Source organism: Frigoribacterium sp. UYMn621 (assembly GCF_040549525.1).
GTDB lineage: Bacteria > Actinomycetota > Actinomycetes > Actinomycetales > Microbacteriaceae > Lacisediminihabitans.
Window position 1 is genome coordinate 18941 of the sequence record NZ_JBEPTM010000012.1, and the last position, 18726, is coordinate 37666.

Annotated in this window: 17 protein-coding genes; 6 read left to right on the forward strand and 11 right to left on the reverse strand. The window is 66.1% G+C overall.

What is annotated here, in order from left to right:
- Nucleotides 1-13: 13 nt before the first annotated feature.
- The 7 genes from kdpC to map all read right to left on the reverse strand — a co-directional run bounded on the left by kdpC (nucleotide 14) and on the right by map (nucleotide 6508).
- Entirely contained in the window at nucleotides 14-625 is a 612-nt protein-coding gene (kdpC, locus tag ABIB54_RS15215; protein ID WP_354576361.1) for a potassium-transporting ATPase subunit KdpC, read from the reverse strand.
- 41 nt (nucleotides 626-666) lie between these two features.
- Complete coding sequence (gene kdpB / locus ABIB54_RS15220; protein WP_354576362.1) at nucleotides 667-2826, reverse strand: potassium-transporting ATPase subunit KdpB; 2160 nt, start codon at nucleotides 2824-2826, stop codon at nucleotides 667-669.
- A gap of 5 nt (nucleotides 2827-2831) precedes the next feature.
- Entirely contained in the window at nucleotides 2832-4508 is a 1677-nt protein-coding gene (gene kdpA, locus ABIB54_RS15225) for a potassium-transporting ATPase subunit KdpA (RefSeq protein ID WP_354576363.1), read from the reverse strand.
- Nucleotides 4508-4597 carry a K(+)-transporting ATPase subunit F gene (gene kdpF, locus ABIB54_RS15230; protein ID WP_185200755.1) on the reverse strand — a complete coding sequence of 30 codons (90 nt, stop codon included), beginning with the start codon at nucleotides 4595-4597 and terminating at the stop codon, nucleotides 4508-4510. The genes kdpA and kdpF overlap by 1 nt, the downstream gene beginning before the upstream one ends.
- A complete protein-coding gene (locus ABIB54_RS15235) occupies nucleotides 4594-4719 on the reverse strand; it encodes a hypothetical protein (protein ID WP_354576364.1) in 126 nt (41 codons plus the stop codon). The genes kdpF and ABIB54_RS15235 overlap by 4 nt, the downstream gene beginning before the upstream one ends.
- Before the next feature lie 133 nt (nucleotides 4720-4852).
- Nucleotides 4853-5602, reverse strand: coding sequence for a polyphosphate--glucose phosphotransferase (ppgK, locus tag ABIB54_RS15240; protein WP_354576365.1), 750 nt, complete (start codon nucleotides 5600-5602; stop codon nucleotides 4853-4855).
- A gap of 39 nt (nucleotides 5603-5641) precedes the next feature.
- Entirely contained in the window at nucleotides 5642-6508 is an 867-nt protein-coding gene (gene map, locus ABIB54_RS15245; RefSeq protein ID WP_354576366.1) for a type I methionyl aminopeptidase, read from the reverse strand.
- Between the two features lie 34 nt (nucleotides 6509-6542).
- Here map and ABIB54_RS15250 point away from each other — a divergent pair, with 34 nt between their 5' ends.
- The gene (locus ABIB54_RS15250) at nucleotides 6543-6713 is read left to right on the forward strand and encodes a methionine aminopeptidase (RefSeq protein ID WP_354576367.1); all 171 of its coding nucleotides are present in this window, start codon (nucleotides 6543-6545) and stop codon (nucleotides 6711-6713) included.
- A 56-nt stretch (nucleotides 6714-6769) separates the two neighbouring features.
- Here ABIB54_RS15250 and panB read toward each other — a convergent pair whose 3' ends face one another.
- Together panB and ABIB54_RS15260 are read right to left on the reverse strand one after the other, a co-directional pair.
- Entirely contained in the window at nucleotides 6770-7606 is an 837-nt protein-coding gene (panB, locus tag ABIB54_RS15255; RefSeq protein ID WP_354576368.1) for a 3-methyl-2-oxobutanoate hydroxymethyltransferase, read from the reverse strand.
- Nucleotides 7607-7630: 24 nt separating this feature from the next.
- Nucleotides 7631-9379 carry an NAD+ synthase gene (locus ABIB54_RS15260; RefSeq protein ID WP_354576369.1) on the reverse strand — a complete coding sequence of 583 codons (1749 nt, stop codon included), beginning with the start codon at nucleotides 9377-9379 and terminating at the stop codon, nucleotides 7631-7633.
- Nucleotides 9380-9437: 58 nt separating this feature from the next.
- On the opposite strand from ABIB54_RS15260, the gene ABIB54_RS15265 reads away from it, so the two are divergent.
- From ABIB54_RS15265 to ABIB54_RS17910, 3 genes are read left to right on the forward strand one after another with little or no spacing between them, the layout of a single operon-like run.
- Nucleotides 9438-10793, forward strand: a complete 1356-nt coding sequence (locus ABIB54_RS15265; protein ID WP_354576370.1) for a glutamine synthetase family protein — start codon at nucleotides 9438-9440, stop codon at nucleotides 10791-10793.
- Nucleotides 10794-10829: 36 nt separating this feature from the next.
- Nucleotides 10830-13814: a bifunctional [glutamine synthetase] adenylyltransferase/[glutamine synthetase]-adenylyl-L-tyrosine phosphorylase gene (locus ABIB54_RS15270; RefSeq protein WP_354576371.1), complete on the forward strand. Its 2985-nt coding sequence runs from the start codon at nucleotides 10830-10832 to the stop codon at nucleotides 13812-13814.
- A gap of 32 nt (nucleotides 13815-13846) precedes the next feature.
- Complete coding sequence (locus ABIB54_RS17910) at nucleotides 13847-14203, forward strand: hypothetical protein (RefSeq protein ID WP_502917142.1); 357 nt, start codon at nucleotides 13847-13849, stop codon at nucleotides 14201-14203.
- A gap of 74 nt (nucleotides 14204-14277) precedes the next feature.
- On the opposite strand, the gene glnA is transcribed toward ABIB54_RS17910, so the two are convergent.
- Nucleotides 14278-15702 (reverse strand): type I glutamate--ammonia ligase, encoded by a 1425-nt coding sequence (gene glnA / locus ABIB54_RS15280; protein ID WP_185200743.1) that lies wholly within the window; start codon nucleotides 15700-15702, stop codon nucleotides 14278-14280.
- 141 nt (nucleotides 15703-15843) lie between these two features.
- Here glnA and ABIB54_RS15285 point away from each other — a divergent pair, with 141 nt between their 5' ends.
- Nucleotides 15844-16254 (forward strand): RDD family protein, encoded by a 411-nt coding sequence (locus ABIB54_RS15285; RefSeq protein WP_354576372.1) that lies wholly within the window; start codon nucleotides 15844-15846, stop codon nucleotides 16252-16254.
- Nucleotides 16255-16303: 49 nt separating this feature from the next.
- Here the strand turns inward: ABIB54_RS15285 and ABIB54_RS15290 are convergent, their stop codons facing one another.
- Nucleotides 16304-17020 (reverse strand): DUF4191 domain-containing protein, encoded by a 717-nt coding sequence (locus ABIB54_RS15290; RefSeq protein WP_185200741.1) that lies wholly within the window; start codon nucleotides 17018-17020, stop codon nucleotides 16304-16306.
- On the opposite strand from ABIB54_RS15290, the gene ABIB54_RS15295 reads away from it, so the two are divergent.
- Nucleotides 17019-18689 carry a protein kinase domain-containing protein gene (locus ABIB54_RS15295; RefSeq protein WP_354576374.1) on the forward strand — a complete coding sequence of 557 codons (1671 nt, stop codon included), beginning with the start codon at nucleotides 17019-17021 and terminating at the stop codon, nucleotides 18687-18689. The genes ABIB54_RS15290 and ABIB54_RS15295 overlap by 2 nt on opposite strands.
- The last annotated feature ends 37 nt before the right edge of the window (nucleotides 18690-18726 follow it).

Consider the following 18726-nt stretch of genomic DNA (forward strand, 5'->3'; position numbering starts at 1 on the left):
TCAGCCGACCGCCTCAGTTGCTCGGGTCGAGCTTGGCGAGAGCGATGTTGAGCTCGAGCACGTTGACCGTCGGTTCGCCGATGTAGCCGAGCACGCGGCCGGTGACCGCAGCGTCGACGAGTCTCGTGACCTGGGCTTCGGAGAGGTTGCGTGCCGTGGCCACCCGTGAGATCTGCTCGCGGGCATAGGCGGGGCTGATGTGCGGGTCGAGTCCCGACGCTGAGGCCGTGAGAGCGTCAGCCGGGATCGACGCCGGATCCACCCCGTCGCTCTTCGCAATGGCTGCCTTCCGCTCCGTGATCGCCGTGATCAGTGTCTCACTCTCGGTGCCCTGGTTGGTGGCGCCGGAGGACCCGCCGTCATAGCCTTCCCCGGCCGCCGATGGGCGGGACTGGAACCACTGCGGGAGCGCGTTGCCCTTCTTGTCGGTGAAGGACTGGCCGATCAGACTCGATCCAACGGTCTTGCCGTCTACCGAGGCGAGCGAGCCGTTCGCCTGCGATGGAGCCACCAGGCCGACCACCGTGATGACGAGCGGGTAGATGATGCCCAGGGCGATGGTGAAGACCACCATGGCGCGAAGAGCGACCCAGTATTGGCGCGGTGCGCCGCGGAGCTGGCTCATGAGATGTGTCCTTTGTGATGTCGTTTGTCGGCGAGGGGGGCTTAGAAGCCCGGGATGAGGGAGATGACGAGGTCGATCAGCTTGATGCCGATGAAGGGCGCGATGAGGCCGCCGAAACCGTAGATGAGCAGGTTGCGTCCGAGCACGCTGGACACGCTGCCCGGGCGGTAGGTCACTCCACGGAGGGACAGGGGGATCAACACGATGATGATGAGGGCGTTGAAGACGACGGCGGAGAGGATGGCGGATGCCGAGGAGTGCAGCTGCATGAAGTTGAGCGCTGCGAGTCCGGGGTAGCTCGCCACGAACATCGCCGGGATGATGGCGAAGTACTTGGCGACGTCGTTCGCGATCGAGAAGGTCGTGAGCGACCCACGGGTGATCAACAGCTGCTTGCCGATGCCCACGATGTCGATGAGCTTGGTGGGGTCGGAGTCGAGATCCACCATGTTGCCCGCCTCTTTGGCCGCGGAGGTCCCCGTGTTCATCGCGACGCCGACATCCGCCTGGGCGAGGGCCGGCGCGTCGTTGGTGCCGTCTCCGGTCATCGCCACGAGGTTGCCGCCGGCCTGCTCCTTCTTGATGAGCTCCATCTTGTCTTCCGGGGTCGCCTCCGCGAGAAAGTCGTCCACCCCGGCCTCTGCCGCGATCGCCTTGGCGGTGAGCGGGTTGTCGCCGGTGATCATCACGGTGCGGATGCCCATGCGACGCAGATCGGCAAAGCGCTCGGCAAGGCCCGTCTTCACGACGTCCTTGAGGTAGACGGCACCGAGAACGGATGCTTCACCCGCGGCGGTGCGCCGAGCGACGACCAAGGGGGTGCCTCCGGCCTCGGAGATGCGCGTGACAACGCCGTTCAGTTCGGTCTGCTGCGCAGGCGTGAGGGTGCTCGATTCCGCGACCCAGGAGCTGACCATGGATCCGGCGCCCTTGCGCACCTGGCTTCCATCGGCGTAGTCGACACCGCTCATGCGGGTCTGCGCGGTGAACGGCACGACGGTGCCGTCGACAGTGGTCGGGTAGGCGAAGCCCAGCTCGGTGGCGAGATCGAGGATCGACTTGCCCTCGGGGGTCGGGTCGCTGAGAGAGGAGGCCGCCGCGACCGTGGCGAGAGTCTCGGCATCCACTCCGGAGAGTGTCGCGAATTCCGCCGCCCGGCGGTTGCCGTAGGTGATCGTGCCGGTCTTGTCGAGGAGCAGGGTCGTCACGTCGCCGGCGGCCTCGACGGCCCGGCCGGACATGGCGAGCACGTTGTGCTGCACGAGCCGGTCCATGCCGGCGATGCCGATCGCCGAGAGCAGGGCGCCGATGGTGGTCGGGATGAGGCAGACCAGCAGGGCGACGAGCACGGGAAGGCTCTGAGCCGCGTTCGAGTACTGAGCGATCGGATTGATGATGAGCACGACCACCACGAAGATGATGGTGAGGCTCGCGAGCAGGATGTTGAGCGCGATCTCATTGGGAGTCTTCTGCCGCGAGGCGCCCTCGACCAGCTTGATCATGCGGTCGACGAAGGTCTCGCCCGGCCTCGACGTGATGCGCACGACGATGCGGTCGGAGAGCACCCTTGTGCCGCCCGTGACCGCGCTGCGGTCACCACCGGACTCGCGGACGACCGGGGCGGATTCGCCGGTGATGGCGGATTCATCCACAGAGGCGATACCCCAGATGATGTCGCCGTCGCCGGGGATCGGCTCTCCTGCGACGACGACGACGGTGTCGCCGAGAGTGAGCTCCGCAGAGGCGATCTTCTCGAACTCGGCTCGCTCTGCACCGGGATCACCGGTCTCGTCGTAGGCCCGCACCCGCTCCGCCATGGTGCTGGTGCGGCTGTCACGCAGGCTCTTGGCCTGAGCCTTACCGCGACCCTCGGCCACCGCCTCCGCCATGTTGGCGAACAGGGTGGTGAGCCACAGCCAGACCGCGATCGACCAGATGAAGGCGGGTGAGGTCGGGGAGGACGTCGTCTGAGCGGATGCGCCGAGGAACGGCGTTGCGATCGCGAGGAGGGTGGTGAGCGCGGCGCCGATCTCGACGACGAACATGACCGGGTTGCGCCACATGAGGCGCGGATCCAGCTTGCGCAGGGCATCCGGGATGCTCTTGACGAGCTGGCCGGCGCTGAACGCGGAGGCCTGCTTTCGTCCCTGCTTCTGCGACGGCGAGTCGCTCCCGGTGGGAGTAGTGAGGGTTGTGGTCATGAGCGTTACTTCAGTCCTTCTGCGAGCGGGCCGAGCGCGAGTACGGGGAGGTAGGTGAGAGCCGACACGATGACGATCGTGCCGACGAGCAGGCCGATGAACTGCGGCCGATGGGTGGGGAGGGTGCCGGAGGTGGTCGGGATCGTGTCCTGGGCGGCGAAAGAGCCGGCGAGGGCGAGTACGAACACGATCGGCAGGAACCTGCCGAGCAGCATCGCCACTCCGAGAGCCGTATCGAACCACGGGGTGCTCGCGGTGAGGCCGGCGAAGGCCGAACCGTTGTTGTTCGCCGCGGAGGTGAAGGCATAGAGCACCTCCGAGTATCCGTGCAGCCCGGTGTTGGCCATCGAGGTGCCGACGACGGATTTCTGCACCGCCGGTATCGCGAAGCTCAGCGCGGTTCCGGCCAGCACCAGAGTCGGCGTGATCAGGATGTAGATGCTGGCGAGTTTCACCTCGCGCGAACCGATCTTCTTGCCGAGATACTCGGGGGTGCGCCCGATCATCAGGCCGGCGACGAAGACAGCGACGATGGCCATCACGAGGATGCCGTAGAGGCCGGATCCCACCCCACCGGGAGCCACCTCGCCGAGCATCATGTTCACCATGATCAGCCCGCCGCCGAGGGAGGTGAAGCTGTCGTGCATGGAGTTGACCGCGCCGGTCGAGGTGAGCGTCGTTGAGGTGGCGAAGAGGCTCGATCCGACGATTCCGAATCGCACCTCCTTACCCTCCATGGCCCCTCCGGCCAGCTGACTGGCCGTGCCGCTGCCGAAGCTCTCCAGAAGAGTGAGCAGTGCCGTCGAGACAACCCAGATCAGGCCCATGGCCGAGAGGATCGCGTAGCCCTGTCGGTTGTCGCCCACCATGCGTCCGAAGGTGCGGGGGAGGGAGAACGGAATCGCGAGCAGGAGCACGATCTCGAACAGGCTTGACCACCCGGTCGGGTTCTCGAAGGGATGCGAGGAGTTGGCGTTGAAGAATCCGCCACCGTTCGTGCCGAGTTCCTTGATCGCCTCCTGGGACGCCACCGGTCCACCCGGGATCGTCTGGGTGCTTCCGGTCAGGGTCGTGATGTGCTGGAACCCCGCGAAGTTCTGGATGACTCCGCTGAAGATCAACACGATGGCGGCGATCACCGCGAGCGGAAGCAGAATCCGCACGACACCGCGGGTGAGATCCACCCAGAAGTTGCCGATCGTCGTGGACTTGCGAGAGGCGAGCCCGCGGATGAGGGCGACAGCCACGGCGATTCCGACCGCGGCGGAGACGAAGTTCTGAACCGCGAGACCGACCAGCTGAACCGTGTAGCCCATGGTGAGCTCTGGCGAGTAGGACTGCCAGTTGGTGTTGGTCACGAACGAGATGGCGGTGTTCCAGGCCAGCGACTGCTCCACCGCCGGCAAGCCGAGCGAGTAGGGCAGGATCTCCTGGATGCGTTGGAGCAGGTAGACCGCGAGCACGCCGATGACAGAGAAGGCGAGCACGCTGCGGAGGTAGACCGGCCAGGTCTGTTCCGACGCGGGGTTGACGCCGATGAGCCGGTAGAAGCCGCGCTCGACGCGCAGGGACTTGGGCGTCGTGTAGACCTGAGCCATGTAGTCGCCGAGGGGGCGGTAGATCAGGGCGAGGACCAGGATTATGGTCGCCGCCTGCAGGATGAAGAGCCAGGTGGTGTTCATCAGAATCGCTCCGGCTTCACGAGGGCGAAGACGAGATAGACGAGTGCCGCCACGCCGAGGACGAGGCTGAGCACTGTGAAGAAGATCACAGTTTCTCGACCCCCCGGGCGACGAGGGCGATGAGGGCGAACAGGCCGACAACGCCGATCACATAGATGAGATCGAGCATGGATTCCTCCGAGACGAGCGCAGGCTGCGGCCAGGGGGGCACGCAGCGGCATCGTGTGCAGATCCACACGATGCCACTCAGGAATTCCACACCCGCCGGGGCGGCAGGGTCGCGGAACTAACGGATCCCTAACGCCGCGGAGGCGAAGCCTTACGCGGGCTCGAGTGGGACGGAGCTACTTCCCGGAGGCCAGGGCGGCAGCTCCGAGGATGCCGGCATTGTTGCGCAGTGCGGCGGGCACGATCGGGGTGTCGAGCTTCAGCAGCGGCAGGAAGTCCTTGTGCTCCTTCGACACCCCACCACCCACAATGAACAGGTCGGGGTGGAAGAGAGCCACGAGCATGTCGTAGTACTTCTGCAGCCGTTCGGCCCACTGTTCCCAGCTCAGGTTCTCGCGTTCCTTCGCCGAGTAGGCCGCCTTGGTCTCCCAGTCGACCCCCTCGAGCTGCAGGTGGCCGAGCTCGGCATTCGGGATGAGCACGCCCTTGTAGATGAGGGCGGTTCCGATGCCGGTGCCGAGTGTGGTCAGGATCACGAGGCCCTTCTGCTTCTCCGCGGCCCCGTACAGTGCCTCGGCATAGCCGGCCGCATCCGCGTCGTTCACGAAGCTGATGTCGCGGTCGAGACCCTTCTCGAAGAGGGTCTCGGCTTCGAGGCCGATCCACTTCTTCGAGACGTTGGCGGCCGAGAGGGTGCGCCCCTTCACCACGACGGCGGGAAAGCACAGCCCCATCGGCAGCTTCTTCTCGGGCGAGCCGAGCTTCTTCAGCACCTCGAGCACTGTCAGGACGATGTCATCCGGCTCTCCGCCCTCCGGAGTGGGTAGTTTGATCCGATCGCTGAGGAGCTTGCCCGTCGCGACGTCGACGATCGCCCCCTTGATGCCGGTTCCGCCGATATCGATGCCTACTGCTTTGGAAGCCATCTCGCCATTCTCTTCATAGGGTGTTCTGCCGGAAGCAGCTCAGGGGAGGGTCAGTACTTCCGCGCCGCGCTCGGTCACGACCATGGTGTGCTCGAACTGGGCGGTGATGCTGCGGTCTTTGGTGACGACGGTCCAGTCGTCTTCCCACATCTCCCATTCGATGCCCCCGAGGGTGAGCATCGGCTCGATCGTGAAGACCATACCCACTTCTATCTCCGTGGCATAGGAGGGGGCGGCGTCGTAGTGCGGAATGATCAGGCCGGAGTGAAATGCCTCCCCGACGCCGTGGCCGGTGAAGTCCCTGACGACTCCGTAGTCGAAACGGCGCGCGTAGGACTCGATGGCGCGTCCGATGACATTGATCGCCCGTCCAGGCGCCACGGCCTTGATGCCTCGATTGAGCGACTCGCGCGTGCGTTCGACCAGCTCCTCCACCTGAGGTGCCGCCTGACCGACGATGAAGGTCTGGTTGCTGTCGCCGTGCACGCCGTTCTTGAATGCGGTGATGTCGATGTTCACGATGTCTCCGTCTTCGAGCACGGTGTCATCGGGGATGCCATGGCAGATCACCTCGTTCACCGAACTGCAGAGGGATTTGGGAAAGCCGCGGTAGCCGAGAGTCGAGGGGTAGGAGTCGTTGGCCACCATGAAGTCGTGGCCGATCACATCCAGCTCATCGGTGGTGATTCCGGCTCGCACATGTTCGCCGACGAGGGCGATCGCATCCGCCGCGATCCGGCCGGATTCGCGGATGCGGCCGACCGCCTCCGCGTCGTAGATGTCCGACCCGGTGAATCGGGAGGGTGCCGCTTTCCCGACGTATTCGGGACGCACGATGTGCCTCGGCACGAATCGAGCGGGAGAGACGCGCCCCGCAACCAGGTGGCCATTGGAATCCTTGGGCATGGGAGTAATTTTAGTGGCGAGCAAGGAGTCATTCATGACGCAGTGGTATTACAACACCCGCACCCACGAGGTGGAAGAGGGCAAGCAGTCGCTTGCTTCGGAGCTGGACGGACCGTTCGACACCCGGGAGGATGCCGCGCGCGCTCCCGAGATCATCGCCGAACGCGCACGGAAGTGGGCAGAGGAAGACGCGAAGAACGACTGACGCACCGGCCAGGGAGCTAAGCCGAAGTCCGTGGCGAGCTCCCGCTGCCCTTGCCCCTAGTCCGTGTACTCGTGCTCCGCGGCCGGGTACTCGCCGCCCGCGACATCCGCGATGTAGTCCTTCGCGGCATCCGTCAGAACGCCGCTGAGGTTCGCATAGCGCTTGACGAACTTGGGGATGCGGCCGACGGTCAGGCCGGCCCAGTCCGTCCAGACCAGAAGCTGGCCATCCACGTGCGGGCCGGCCCCGACCCCGATCGTGGGGATGCGCAACTCCTCGGTGACCTGCTTCGCGATGAGGGAGGGTACCATCTCGAGAACGACGGCGAACGCTCCCGCGTCCTCAACCGCGTGGGCGTCGGCGAGCAGCTGTTCTGCCCCTTCGCCGCGCCCCTGGATGATGTGGCCCCCGAGACCGTGCTCGCTCTGGGGGGTGAAACCGATGTGACCCATCACGGGGATTCCCGCGGAGACGATGCGGCGGATCTGTTCTGCGCTGCGCACACCGCCCTCGAACTTCACCGCGTGCGCGTGCGTCTCCTTCATGAACCGGAACGCCGTGTGCAGCGCCGCGTCCGGCCCGGTCTCGTAGGAGCCGAACGGCATGTCGGCGACGACGAAGGCGCGGGTCACCGCCCCGGCGACCGCCCTGGTGAGCGGGATGAGGTCCTCAACGGTCACGGGCAGAGTGGTCTCGTAACCGAGCACGTTGTTGCCGGCGGAGTCGCCGACGAGCAGGAAGTCGATCCCCGCCGCATCGAAGATGGATGCGGTGAGCTGGTCGTAGCTCGTGAGGCCGGTGATCTTCACACCGTTCTCTTTCGCGCTCTGGAAGTGTCGCGTGCGCACTCTCTTGAGGTTCGCCTGGGTCGCCGCAGCGGTGGGGTCGGTCATGCGCGCAATCCTAGCCTCGGGCCGCTAAAAGGTCGGTCGGTACGTGATCGGCAGCCGGCGATCGCGACCGAAGGCCATGTGACTGATCTTGGGGCCGATGGCGCCCTGTCGGCGCTTCCACTCGGAGTGGTCGACCAGCTTCGTCACGAAGTCGACCGTCTCCTCGTCGAAGCCGAGAGCGATGACATCCTCCCGGCCGAGCGCGCGGGTGATGTAGGCATCGAGGATGGCGTCGAGGACGTCGTAAGGCGGAAGAGAATCCTGATCGGTCTGATCCGGGCGCAACTCGGCGCTCGGCGGCTTGTCGATCGAGTTCGTGGGAATCGGCGGGGTCTCTCCCCGCGCTGCCGCGAACTCATTGCGCCACCGAGCGAGTTCCCAGACGAGAGTCTTGGGCACGTCCTTGATCGGCGCGAAACCGCCGGCGGCGTCCCCATAGATCGTGGAGTAGCCGACGGAGATCTCACTCTTGTTGCCGTTGGTCAGCGCCAGATAGCCGTGAGTGTTCGACTCGGCCATCCAGATCAGCCCCCGAATGCGCGCTTGCACGTTCTCTGCTGCCACGCCCGTGAGCCGGAGTTGCGCTTCGATCGGCGCGACCAGGTCGGCGATCGGCTCGACGCGATAGTGGAAGCCGATCCGTTCGGCCAGGTCGGCCGCGTCGCCCACCGACCCGTCGGAGCTGTACCGACTGGGCAACGAGATGCCGTGCACGCGGTCCGCGCCGATCGCGTCCGCCGCGAGAGCCGCGACGATGCTCGAGTCGATACCGCCCGAAACTCCGAGGACGACCCCGGGGAAGCCGTTCTTGTGCACGTAGTCCCGCAGGCCGAGCACCAGGGCATTCCACACCTGCTCACGATCATCCGGGAGGGTGGCGAGATCGGCATCAAGGGGCGGCTTGTGGTCGGGTCCGTCGGCGAGGGTGACCCGCTTGACGTTTCGGGGGAGTGCCGCCCCCGCCGACGCCGAGAAGTCCGCCGCGGGGGACACCTCGAGGTCGACGACGAGCAGGTGCTCGGCGAACTGGGGGGCGCGCGCGAGGATGGTACCCGCGCCATCCACCACCACGCTGTCACCGTCGAAGACCAGGTCGTCCTGCCCGCCGACGATATTGACGTACGCGACAGTGGTGTTGGTCTCGACCGCGCGACGGGTGACCAGCGGAAGGCGAACCTCGTCCTTGTCACGTTCGAACGGCGAGGCGTTGATCACCACGAGGAGACCGGCGTCGGCATCGAGAACCCGACCGACCGGACCCCCGTCGCGCCAGAGGTCCTCGCAGACGATCACCGCGACATCCACCCCCTTGATCCTCAGAACCAGAAGCTCGTCGCCCGGGATGAAGATGCGGTATTCGTCGAACACCGAGTAGTTGGGAAGGTGGTGCTTGGCGTAGCGAGCGGTCACGTGCCCGTGCTGGATCACGCTCGCGCAGTTCTGCGCGATCGCGGTCGGCGCATTGCTCGTGCCGAGCAGCCGCGGCTCGAATGGCCCATCCGGATGCCCGACGATCACGGCAAGATCGCCCAGACCGGCATCCTGCAAATTCTTGGCGAGGTTCTGCACGGCATCGTGGCAGTCGGCGAGGAAGCTCGGCCTCGATGCCAGGTCCTCGATGGGATAGCCGCTGATCGCCATCTCTCCCACAGCGAGCAGGTCTGCTCCCTGGGCCGAGGCGCGACGGGCGGCGTCGAGAATCTGTTCGGAATTGCCGACAAGATCGCCGACGATGGGGTTGGTTTGGCCAAGCGCCAAGCGGAGTCGGGGCATAGCCACTAGCCTAATAGCCGGGGAGGAATCGCCCCGGAACGAGCAACAAGAGGAGCCCATGGACAAGCAGCGCGACTTCGTTCTCCGCACCATCGAAGAACGCGGCGTCAAGTTCATCCGCCTCTGGTTCACGGATGTCGTCGGCACCCTCAAGTCCGTCGCGATCGCTCCCGCGGAGGTCGAGGGAGCCTTCGCCGAGGGCCTCGGATTCGACGGCTCGGCGATCGAGGGCCTCACCCGCTCCTATGAGGCCGACGTGCTCGCGCATCCGGATCCGGCCACGTTCCAGATCCTGCCGTGGCGCGGCGAGATCGACCCAACAGCCCGCATGTTCTGCGACATCATGACGCCGGATGGCCAGCCGGCCGTCGCGGACCCGCGCAACGTGCTGAAGCGCACGCTCGCGACCGCAGCGGAGCGGGGATTCACCTTCTACACGCACCCCGAGATCGAGTTCTATCTGCTCAAGAGCTCGCAGTTCGGCGAGGAGGGTCCGCAGCCCGTCGACCGCGCCGGCTACTTCGACAACGTGCCGGGAGGCACCGCCCACGACTTCCGTCGCCGTTCGGTGCGGATGCTCGAAGACCTCGGCATCTCGGTGGAGTTCAGCCACCACGAGGCCGGCCCGGGCCAGAACGAGATCGACCTCCGCTATGCGGACGCGCTCACCACCGCTGACAACATCATGACATTCCGCACCGTGATCAAAGAGGTGGCCATCGAGCAGGGTGTCTACGCCACGTTCATGCCGAAGCCGCTCTCGGGCGAGCCGGGCTCGGGGATGCACACCCACATGTCGCTCTTCGAGGGCGATACCAATGCGTTCTATGACGGCGCGGGACAGTACCAGCTCTCCAAGATCGGGCGCCACTTCATCGCTGGCCTTCTGCGCCACGCGCCGGAGATCACGGCCGTGACCAACCAGTTCGTCAACTCCTACAAGCGGCTGTGGGGCGGATCGTCCCAGAACAAGCTCGGGGAGGCCCCGAGCTTCGTCACCTGGGGCCACAACAACCGTTCCGCCCTCGTGCGGGTGCCGTTGTACAAGCCGAACAAGGGTCAGAGCGCGCGGGTGGAGTACCGCGCCATCGACTCTGCGGCGAACCCGTACCTCGCCTTCTCGCTGCTGCTCGCTGCGGGGCTCAAGGGCATCGAGGAGGGCTACGAACTCCCCGCCGAAGCCGAGGACAACGTGTGGGAACTCTCGGATGCCGAGCGCCGTGCGCTCGGCTACAGCCAGCTTCCCGCGAGCCTGGATCACGCCGTCTCACTCATGGAGGAGTCGGAGCTGGTGGCTCAGACCCTCGGCGAGCAGGTCTTCAACTTCGTGCTCCTCAATAAGCGCCAGGAGTGGCGCGAGTATCGCGCGCAGGTCACCCCCTACGAGCTCAAGAGCAACCTGGAGATGCTGTAACGGCATCCCGGATCTGTGGTTTAGGACTCGACGGCAATGGCGCGCGAACAATCCATCCTGACCGACCTCGCGAGGATCGGGTTCGCTGAACTCGACCTCGCCGTCGCGTTGCTCTCAGAGCTGGATGACCTCGTCGGTGGCGAAGGCGCCGGCGACCTGAGCGCGACGGGACTCCTGCCCCTGTTCGCCCATGCCGCGGATGCCGACAGCGCTCTTCGCTTTCTCACGACGCTCGCGCGGCAGGCTCCGACCGAGACAAGGGCGGTGCTCGGCGATATCTCCGCGGCCGATCGGCTGGTCCGCGTGCTCGGAGCCTCGGCCGGTCTCGCAGACTTCCTGCTGCGCCATCCGGACGAGCTCTCGGTACTCACGGTGTCGCTCGCCCGCCCGCTCACCCCGGACGCGTATCGCCTCGACCTGGCGGAGGCGGTCGCCTCGATCGACGCGACGAACGAGGAGTCGTCGTGGGATGCACTTCGGGTGCGTTATCGCCGCCATGTGCTGCAACTCGCCGCGTGGGATCTCGGGCAGGCGCATCCGCTCGACGGTCTCGACACCGTCGCGGCCGCACTCGCCGACCTGGCGGCGGCAGCTCTCGACGCCGCGCTGCTGGTGGCGCGCGCCACCGCACGGTTTCCCGCTGGGGAGGTCGCGGCTACGCGACTGTCGATCATCGGCATGGGAAAGGCCGGCGCTCGGGAACTCAACTACGTGAGCGACGTCGATGTGATCTTCGTCGCCGAGGGCTCCAGTGAAGTGACCGACTCCCGCGCGGTCGAGATCGCGACCCGTCTTGCCATGGCGACCATGAGGGGTATCCACGACTACTCTCGGGAGCCCGCGCTGTGGGAGGTGGATGCCAACCTGCGGCCGGAGGGCAAGGACGGCGCCCTTGTGCGCACCCTCGACTCCCACATCGCCTACTACGACCGCTGGGCGAAGAGTTGGGAGTTCCAGGCGCTCCTCAAGGCCCGGCCCCTCGCCGGGGATGACGAACTCGGGGCACGCTACGTCGACGCGGTCGCACCGAAGGTATGGTCGAGCGCCTCACGCGAGAACTTCGTCGAGGGGGTGCAGCGCATGCGGGAGCGGGTGACCGACAACATCCCGAGCGCGGAACTCGACTACCAGCTCAAGCTGGGACCGGGCGGCTTGCGCGACGTGGAGTTCACCATCCAGCTGCTCCAACTCGTGCACGGCCAGACCGACGAACTGGTTCGCCAACGGGCCACCCTCCCCGCCCTGGTCGCCCTCGCCGAACAGGGCTACATCGGGCGCGTCGAGGCAGCGGAATTCTCGCGCGATTACCGTTTTCTCCGGTTGCTCGAACACCGCCTCCAGCTGGTTCAGCTGCGGCGAACGCACCTGATGCCGAGCGATCCCGATGCGGTGAGGATCCTGGCCCGCGCGAGCGGCATCGCCTCCGGTACCGTCGACCTGACCGAGCAGTGGAACCGCACGAAGCACGAGGTCCGGAGCCTGCACGAGCGGTTGTTCTATCGTCCCCTCCTCTCGGCGGTTGCCGCTCTGCCCGATGAGGGCCTCGCACTGAGCAGCGAACAGGCCGTCGCGCGGCTCGCGGCGATCGGATTCCGCGATCCGAAGGGCGCACTGGCGCACATCGGTGCGCTCACCGGGGGAGTGTCTCGTCGCGCGGCAATTCAGCGCCACCTGCTGCCGGTGATGCTCCAATGGTTCGCCGACGGCGCCGACCCGGACTACGGTCTCCTTGCCTTCCGGCGCCTCAGCGACGACCTCGGCGAGTCCTACTGGTTCCTGCGAATGCTGCGCGACTCCTCCGGCGCGGCCAAACGCCTCACCAGCGTGCTGTCCTCCGCCAGATTCGTCGGAGTGCTGCTCGAGCGCATCCCGGAGGCGGCCGCCTGGTTCGACCGGGAGGAGGAGCTCGCCCCGCGCTCACTCGCGGCACTGCTCGACGAGACGGCATCCACCCTCGCGAGGCATGACGATATCGCGGCCGCTGCGCTCGCGCTGCGCACTCTGCGCCGCCGGGAAGTGCTGCGACTCGCCATCGGCGCCATTCTGGGCCTCGTGCACGTGGAGGAGCTCGGCAGGGCCCTGTCCGACGTGACGACGGCATTCCTCACCGGGATACTTGACGCCGTGCGCCCCAAGGACGACGGCATCGAGTTCGGCATCGTCGCAATGGGACGCTATGGCGGGCAGGAGCTCGGGTTCGGATCCGACGCCGATGTGCTCTTCGTTTATCGCGCCGCCGGTGCTACGGACGAGGAGGCCGCTGCACGGGCGAAGCAACTCGTCAGCGAGCTCAACCGCCACACCGAAGACCTGCGATTGCCCTTCGACCTCGATATCGACCTGCGGCCGGAGGGCAAGAACGGGGCGGTCGTTCGATCGCTCGACTCCTATCGGGCCTACTACGCCCGCTGGTCGCTCACCTGGGAGGCGCAGGCCCTGCTTCGTGCTCGCGGTGCGGTGGGGGATCCCGCGCTGCTCGCCGACTTCGAGTCCCTCGCCGACGGGGTGCGTTTCCCCACCTCCATCTCGGAGAACGACGTGCGGGAGGTGAAACGCATCAAGGCCAGGGTCGAGTCGGAGCGGCTCCCGCAGGCGGCGGATCCCGCCCGGCATCTCAAGCTCGGTCGCGGCTCGCTCAGCGACGTTGAGTGGTTCGTGCAGCTCATCCAGTTGCAGAATGGAGCAAGGGTGACGGGCCTCAGAACCACCTCAACGCTCTCGGCACTCGAGGTCGCCCACACCGAGGGCTTCGTGTCGGGCAGCGATGCCACGAAGCTGCGGGATGCCTGGATCTTCGCGTCCCGGGTGCGGTCGGCGATGGTGCTCTGGATGACCCGGACCACGGATGTGCTGCCCACCGACCGCCAGCAACTCGACGGCGTCGCTCGACTGCTGGAGTATCCGCCCGGCTCCGCGACCCAGCTGGAAGAGGATTACTTGCGAGTGACCCGACTGGCTCGAGCTGTCTTCGAGAAGCGGTTTTACGGCGTCGAGAGAGTGCCCGGACCGACCACCGGCTGAATCGCCGCGGCTCTGGATTCGGGGGCGGATGCCTGCCGAAGGACTCTCGTGCCCTCATCCATCGCTCGAGTGAGCTCGGTGCCGTGAAGGCGGTGTCGCTCCTCCAGTGGGTGGACGAGATCGACACGGCTCGGCGCCAACGCGTGACCGACCTGGAGTCCGTCACTGATTGTCGTGAAGACCCTGCGACTGAGCAGTTTGCGACGGCAAGACCGCTTCACGGTGGGAGATTCCCGGAGCCAGGCAACTCGTTCCGTCCGGCGCTCGGCGAAGAGCGCTCACCCGTCGAAGCTCGTCGCTTGGGGTGCCGATCGGAGCAGAGTCTGACGGATGGCGGCGCTACGGGCGCACAGTCCGACGGATGGCGGCACTGCGGGCGCACAGTCTGACCGATGGCGAGACTGCGGGCTAACCAACAAGAGCCGCACCCCCGAAGGGATGCGGCTCTTGGTCGAGAGGCGGATCAGACGCTGAAGTACAGCTCGTACTCGAACGGCGTCGGACGCTGGGCGGCCGGGATGATCTCCGCGGAACGCTTGTACGAGATCCAGGTCTGGATCAGGTCGGGCGTGAACACGTTGCCGGCGGTGAGGAACTCGTTGTCGGCTTCGAGTGCGCGCAGCGCCTCCTCGAGAGACGCGGGAACCTGCGGGATGTTCTTCGCCTCCTCGGGGGGAAGCTCGTACAGGTCCTTGTCCACGGGCTCGTGCGGCTCGATGCGGTTCTTGATGCCGTCGAGGCCGGCCATGAGCTGCGCGGCGAAGGCGAGATACGGGTTGCCCGAGGCATCCGGTGCTCGGAACTCGATACGCTTCGCCTTCGGGTTGGTGCCGGTGATCGGGATGCGGATAGAGGCCGAACGGTTGCCGGCCGAGTAGACCAGGTTGACCGGTGCTTCGAATCCGGGGATCAGTCGACGGTAGGAGTTGAGCGTCGGGTTCGTGAACGCGAGCACCGCGGGAGCGTGCTTGAGCAGTCCGCCGATGTACCAGCGCGCGATGTCGCTCAGTCCGCCGTAGCCCTTCTCGTCGTAGAACAGCGGGGTGCCGTCACTCCACAGCGACTGGTGGGTGTGCATGCCCGATCCGTTGTCGCCGAACAGCGGCTTGGGCATGAAGGTCGCGACCTTGCCCCATTCGAGCGCCGTGTTCTTGACGATGTACTTGAACTTGAGGATGTCGTCGGCCGCGTGCACCATCGTGTCGAAGCGGTAGTTGATCTCCGCCTGGCCTCCGGTGCCGACCTCGTGGTGGGCGCGCTCGAGGATGAGTCCGGCGTCGATCAGCTTGAGGCTGATGTCGTCGCGGAGGTCGGCCTGCTTGTCGACGGGGCTCACCGGGAAGTAGCCGCCCTTGTACGGCGTCTTGTTGGCGAGGTTGCCGCCCTCTTCGACGCGTCCCGAGTTCCAGGCACCCTCTTCGGAGTCGACGAAGTAGGAGCTGGAGTTCTGGCGGACGTCGTAGCGCACGTCGTCGAAGATGTAGAACTCGGCCTCCGGTGCGAAGAACGCGGTGTCGGCGATTCCGGTGGAGGCGAGGTACTTCTCGGCCTTCTTGGCAACCTGGCGCGGGTCGCGGGCGTAGATCTCGCCGTTTCGCGGGTTGTAGATGTCGAAGATCATGATGAGCGTCTTCTCGACGCGGAAGGGATCGACGTACGCGGTGGTCACGTCGGGAATGAGCTGCATGTCTGATTCGTGAATCGACGCGAAGCCGCGGATCGACGAGCCGTCGAAGAGCTGTCCGACCGAGAAGAATTCTTCGTCGACGGTCGAGGCGGGGATGTTGAAGTGCTGCTGCACACCGGGGAGATCGGTGAAGCGGATATCAAGGAACTTGACGTTCTCGGCCTTGATGAACTTGAGCACCTCTGAAGAATCACTGAACATGTGACTTGACTCCAATGGGGTTTGGAACTGGGTACGGCGGCAAACGCAGCCAACTGTGACGCTAGACGAAGGGAGTTTCGCCACGGTGTCGCTATTGTTTCGTGCATGTTACGTCGAGTCGGCGAACGTAGGATCGTCGGTATGGCAGAGCCCCGAACATCCGCCCAGTCCAGCGATTGGCCCGGCCGGCATTTCGGTCTTCCCGCCACCGGACCGCGCTCGATCGCCCGCTTCGGTCGACGTCTCGCAGCCTTCGCCATCGACGTGGCGCTGGGGGCACTGATCTCCTACGCGTTCTTCAACTACGACCGCTGGGCCAGCCTCGCGGTCTTCGCGGTGCTGCAGATCGTCTTCCTGGTGCTGCTCAGCGGCAGCATCGGGCACCTCCTCCTCGGGATGCGCGTCGTGCCCCTCGCATCCGGATGGATCGGGGTCTGGCGCCCGATCGTGCGAACGGTGCTGCTATCCCTGCTCGTGCCGGCGCTCATCGCCGACCGGGATCGCCGCGGCCTTCACGACCGGCTCGCCGGCACCGTCCTGGTGCGGCGTTAGCCCGCCGCCGCTGCGGGAAAAGCGCTGACTAGCGCGGGAAAAGCGCTGATTAGCGCGGGCGGGGGGCGCGAGCCCGCATCGGATCGACGCCCTTGGGGATCGGAAGCTGGTTCTTGCCGAGGGAGGCGAGTCGATTGCTCACCGCGTAGATCTCGGACTTGTTCAACGAGCGCTTGAATCGCGCCATGCGCCCCGCGAGCTTGTGCAGCGGAACCGCATCGGCATCCGGCCCCACGTGCAGGAAGTGCACGCTCACGTTCGGCAGGATGCGGGTGACGCGGCGACGTTCCTCATCCAGCATCTTCTGGGTGCGGCTCTTCGGCCCCTCGCCGATCAGCACGACACCTCCGTTGCCGACGGCCCGGTAGACGGCATCCTGGGTCTTGGGACTCACTGCGACGGGCATCTCGCTCGCGGTCCAGCCGCGGCGGAGGGAGCTTTTGAGCACGGCACCGACAGCACCCGCCTGTCCCTCGATCTGCGAGTAGGCAGCGCGTTCCGCGAGCCGCCCGAGCACGATGAGGAAGAGCAGCACGCCACCGAGAACGCCCGCGATGATCCACAGCACGAATCCGAAGACGTTGTCGACACCGGAGATGAGGAAGCCGGCGACGATGCCGACGAGTATCGGGGCGAGGAAAGCGAGCAGGAACCACCAGATCGCGTTCGAGTCGTAGCGGCGGGTCATCTGGAAGACCTGGTACATCTGCTTGAGACGACCGGGCTCTTTCGCAGGTTTGGGGGCCGAATTCTGGGTGCGTGCCATGACACAAGGATACGGCCTGACCGTCGGGCTCTGCTCCCTCACACCGGCGACAGGGAGGAACCTGGCCACAGCCCAGACCGAATCGAGCCAACGGATGCCTCGCCGGCTCGATACTCGCAGCATGGAGACCGTCGGCGGCTATCGACTCGTGCGCAAGCTCGGTGAGGGGACGCGCGCGGAGATCCATCTCGGGCATGCGGGATCCCGGGAGCCTCCCGACGGTGATCGGATCGCGGCGATCAAGATCTATCGGCCGCAGACCGACGATGGGAGCATCGATCGCGAGATAGAGGCTCTGGCGCGGGTGTCCTCCCGGCACCTCCTGGAGCTGAAGGACCTCGCAACCGGTCCGGATGGCCGACCGTGCCTCATCCTGCCCCGGCTCGGCTCCGGCACCCTCAGCCGGCTGCTCGCGCTGCGTGGCACCATCGCGCCGGGGGAGGCGGTGAGCATTCTCGTGCCCCTCGTCGAGGCGGTGAAGGAACTGCACCGGGTCGGAGTCGCGCATCGGGACGTGGCGCTTTCTTCGGTGCTGTTCGACGACAGGGGCGCTCCGGTACTCGCGAAATTCGGCTCCGTCGCACTCATCGGGGAGTTCCCGACAGCGGGAGACGCTCCGAGCGTGACTCCGGCAGAACTCGACGAGGACGCTGACGCTGTCGCCGATCGGCAGGGGATCCGGATACTCATCGGCTCGGTGCTCGATCGGCTGGAACCGGGAGCGTCCGCCGCCGCCCTGTCCGAGATCCGGCGGGAGCTGGAGGGGCCGCCTCCGGGTGAGGAAGCACTATCCGGGATGATCGACCTGCTCTTCGCGCTCGCACCGGGGCTGCCGATCCGCTTCGATGAGGAGTTGCCGGTCTCGGCGCCGCTGCCACCGTCGATGCGTCCGGTTGTCCGTCCGATTCCCCAGAGAGAAGCACCCTGGGAGGACCTGGCCGAGGACCGGGAGATCCTGCCGAATTGGGCCAGTGCCATCGAGGTCACGGACATCCACCCGCTGGCGCAGCTGCGGGCGCGACTGCTCACTCTCCTCGCGCCGGTTCGGATTCCCGTATGGATCGCCGGGGGAGCCGGGGTCGGCGCGCTTGTCGTCGCACTCACCGTGATCCCGGCCGCTCATTCCGAGACCACGGCAGAAAGAACGGGGGTGACACCGGGGGTCTCCCAGTCATCATCGACCCCGAGCACGACGAAATCGCCCACGTCGGATTCACCCGGGCCGGCATCGAATTCGCCGGCAGCGGATCGCCAAGGACCGACGGCGTCCGGGTCGCCCACCGGGCGCCCTCTCGGCGCGTCTCCGGCGCCGTCGAGATCGGCCATCGAGGGGGAGGATCCTCTCGCCGCCGCCCGCGCGCTCCTCGCCGCGCGATCGAAATGCTTCGTGGCGAGATCCGTTCCCTGCTTGGACTCGGTCGACCAGGCCGGCTCAGCGGTGATCGAGGCGGACCGGGATCTCGTCCGTCGACTCAAGAACGCAGGCAGCCTGCCGGCTGAGGCGACCCTGGAGGGGTTCACCCCGCACCTCATCCAGCAGCTGGGCGACTCGGCGATCATCCAGCTTCTTGCCACCGATGGGTCCGCAGTGAGCACGAAGAATCCGGCCCCGCTTCTTCTGGTGAGAAGCGAGGCCGGATGGCGGATCAGGGATCTATCGCTCGGTTAGTGCGCACGACCGACCCCTACAGCCGGGATTTCTCAGT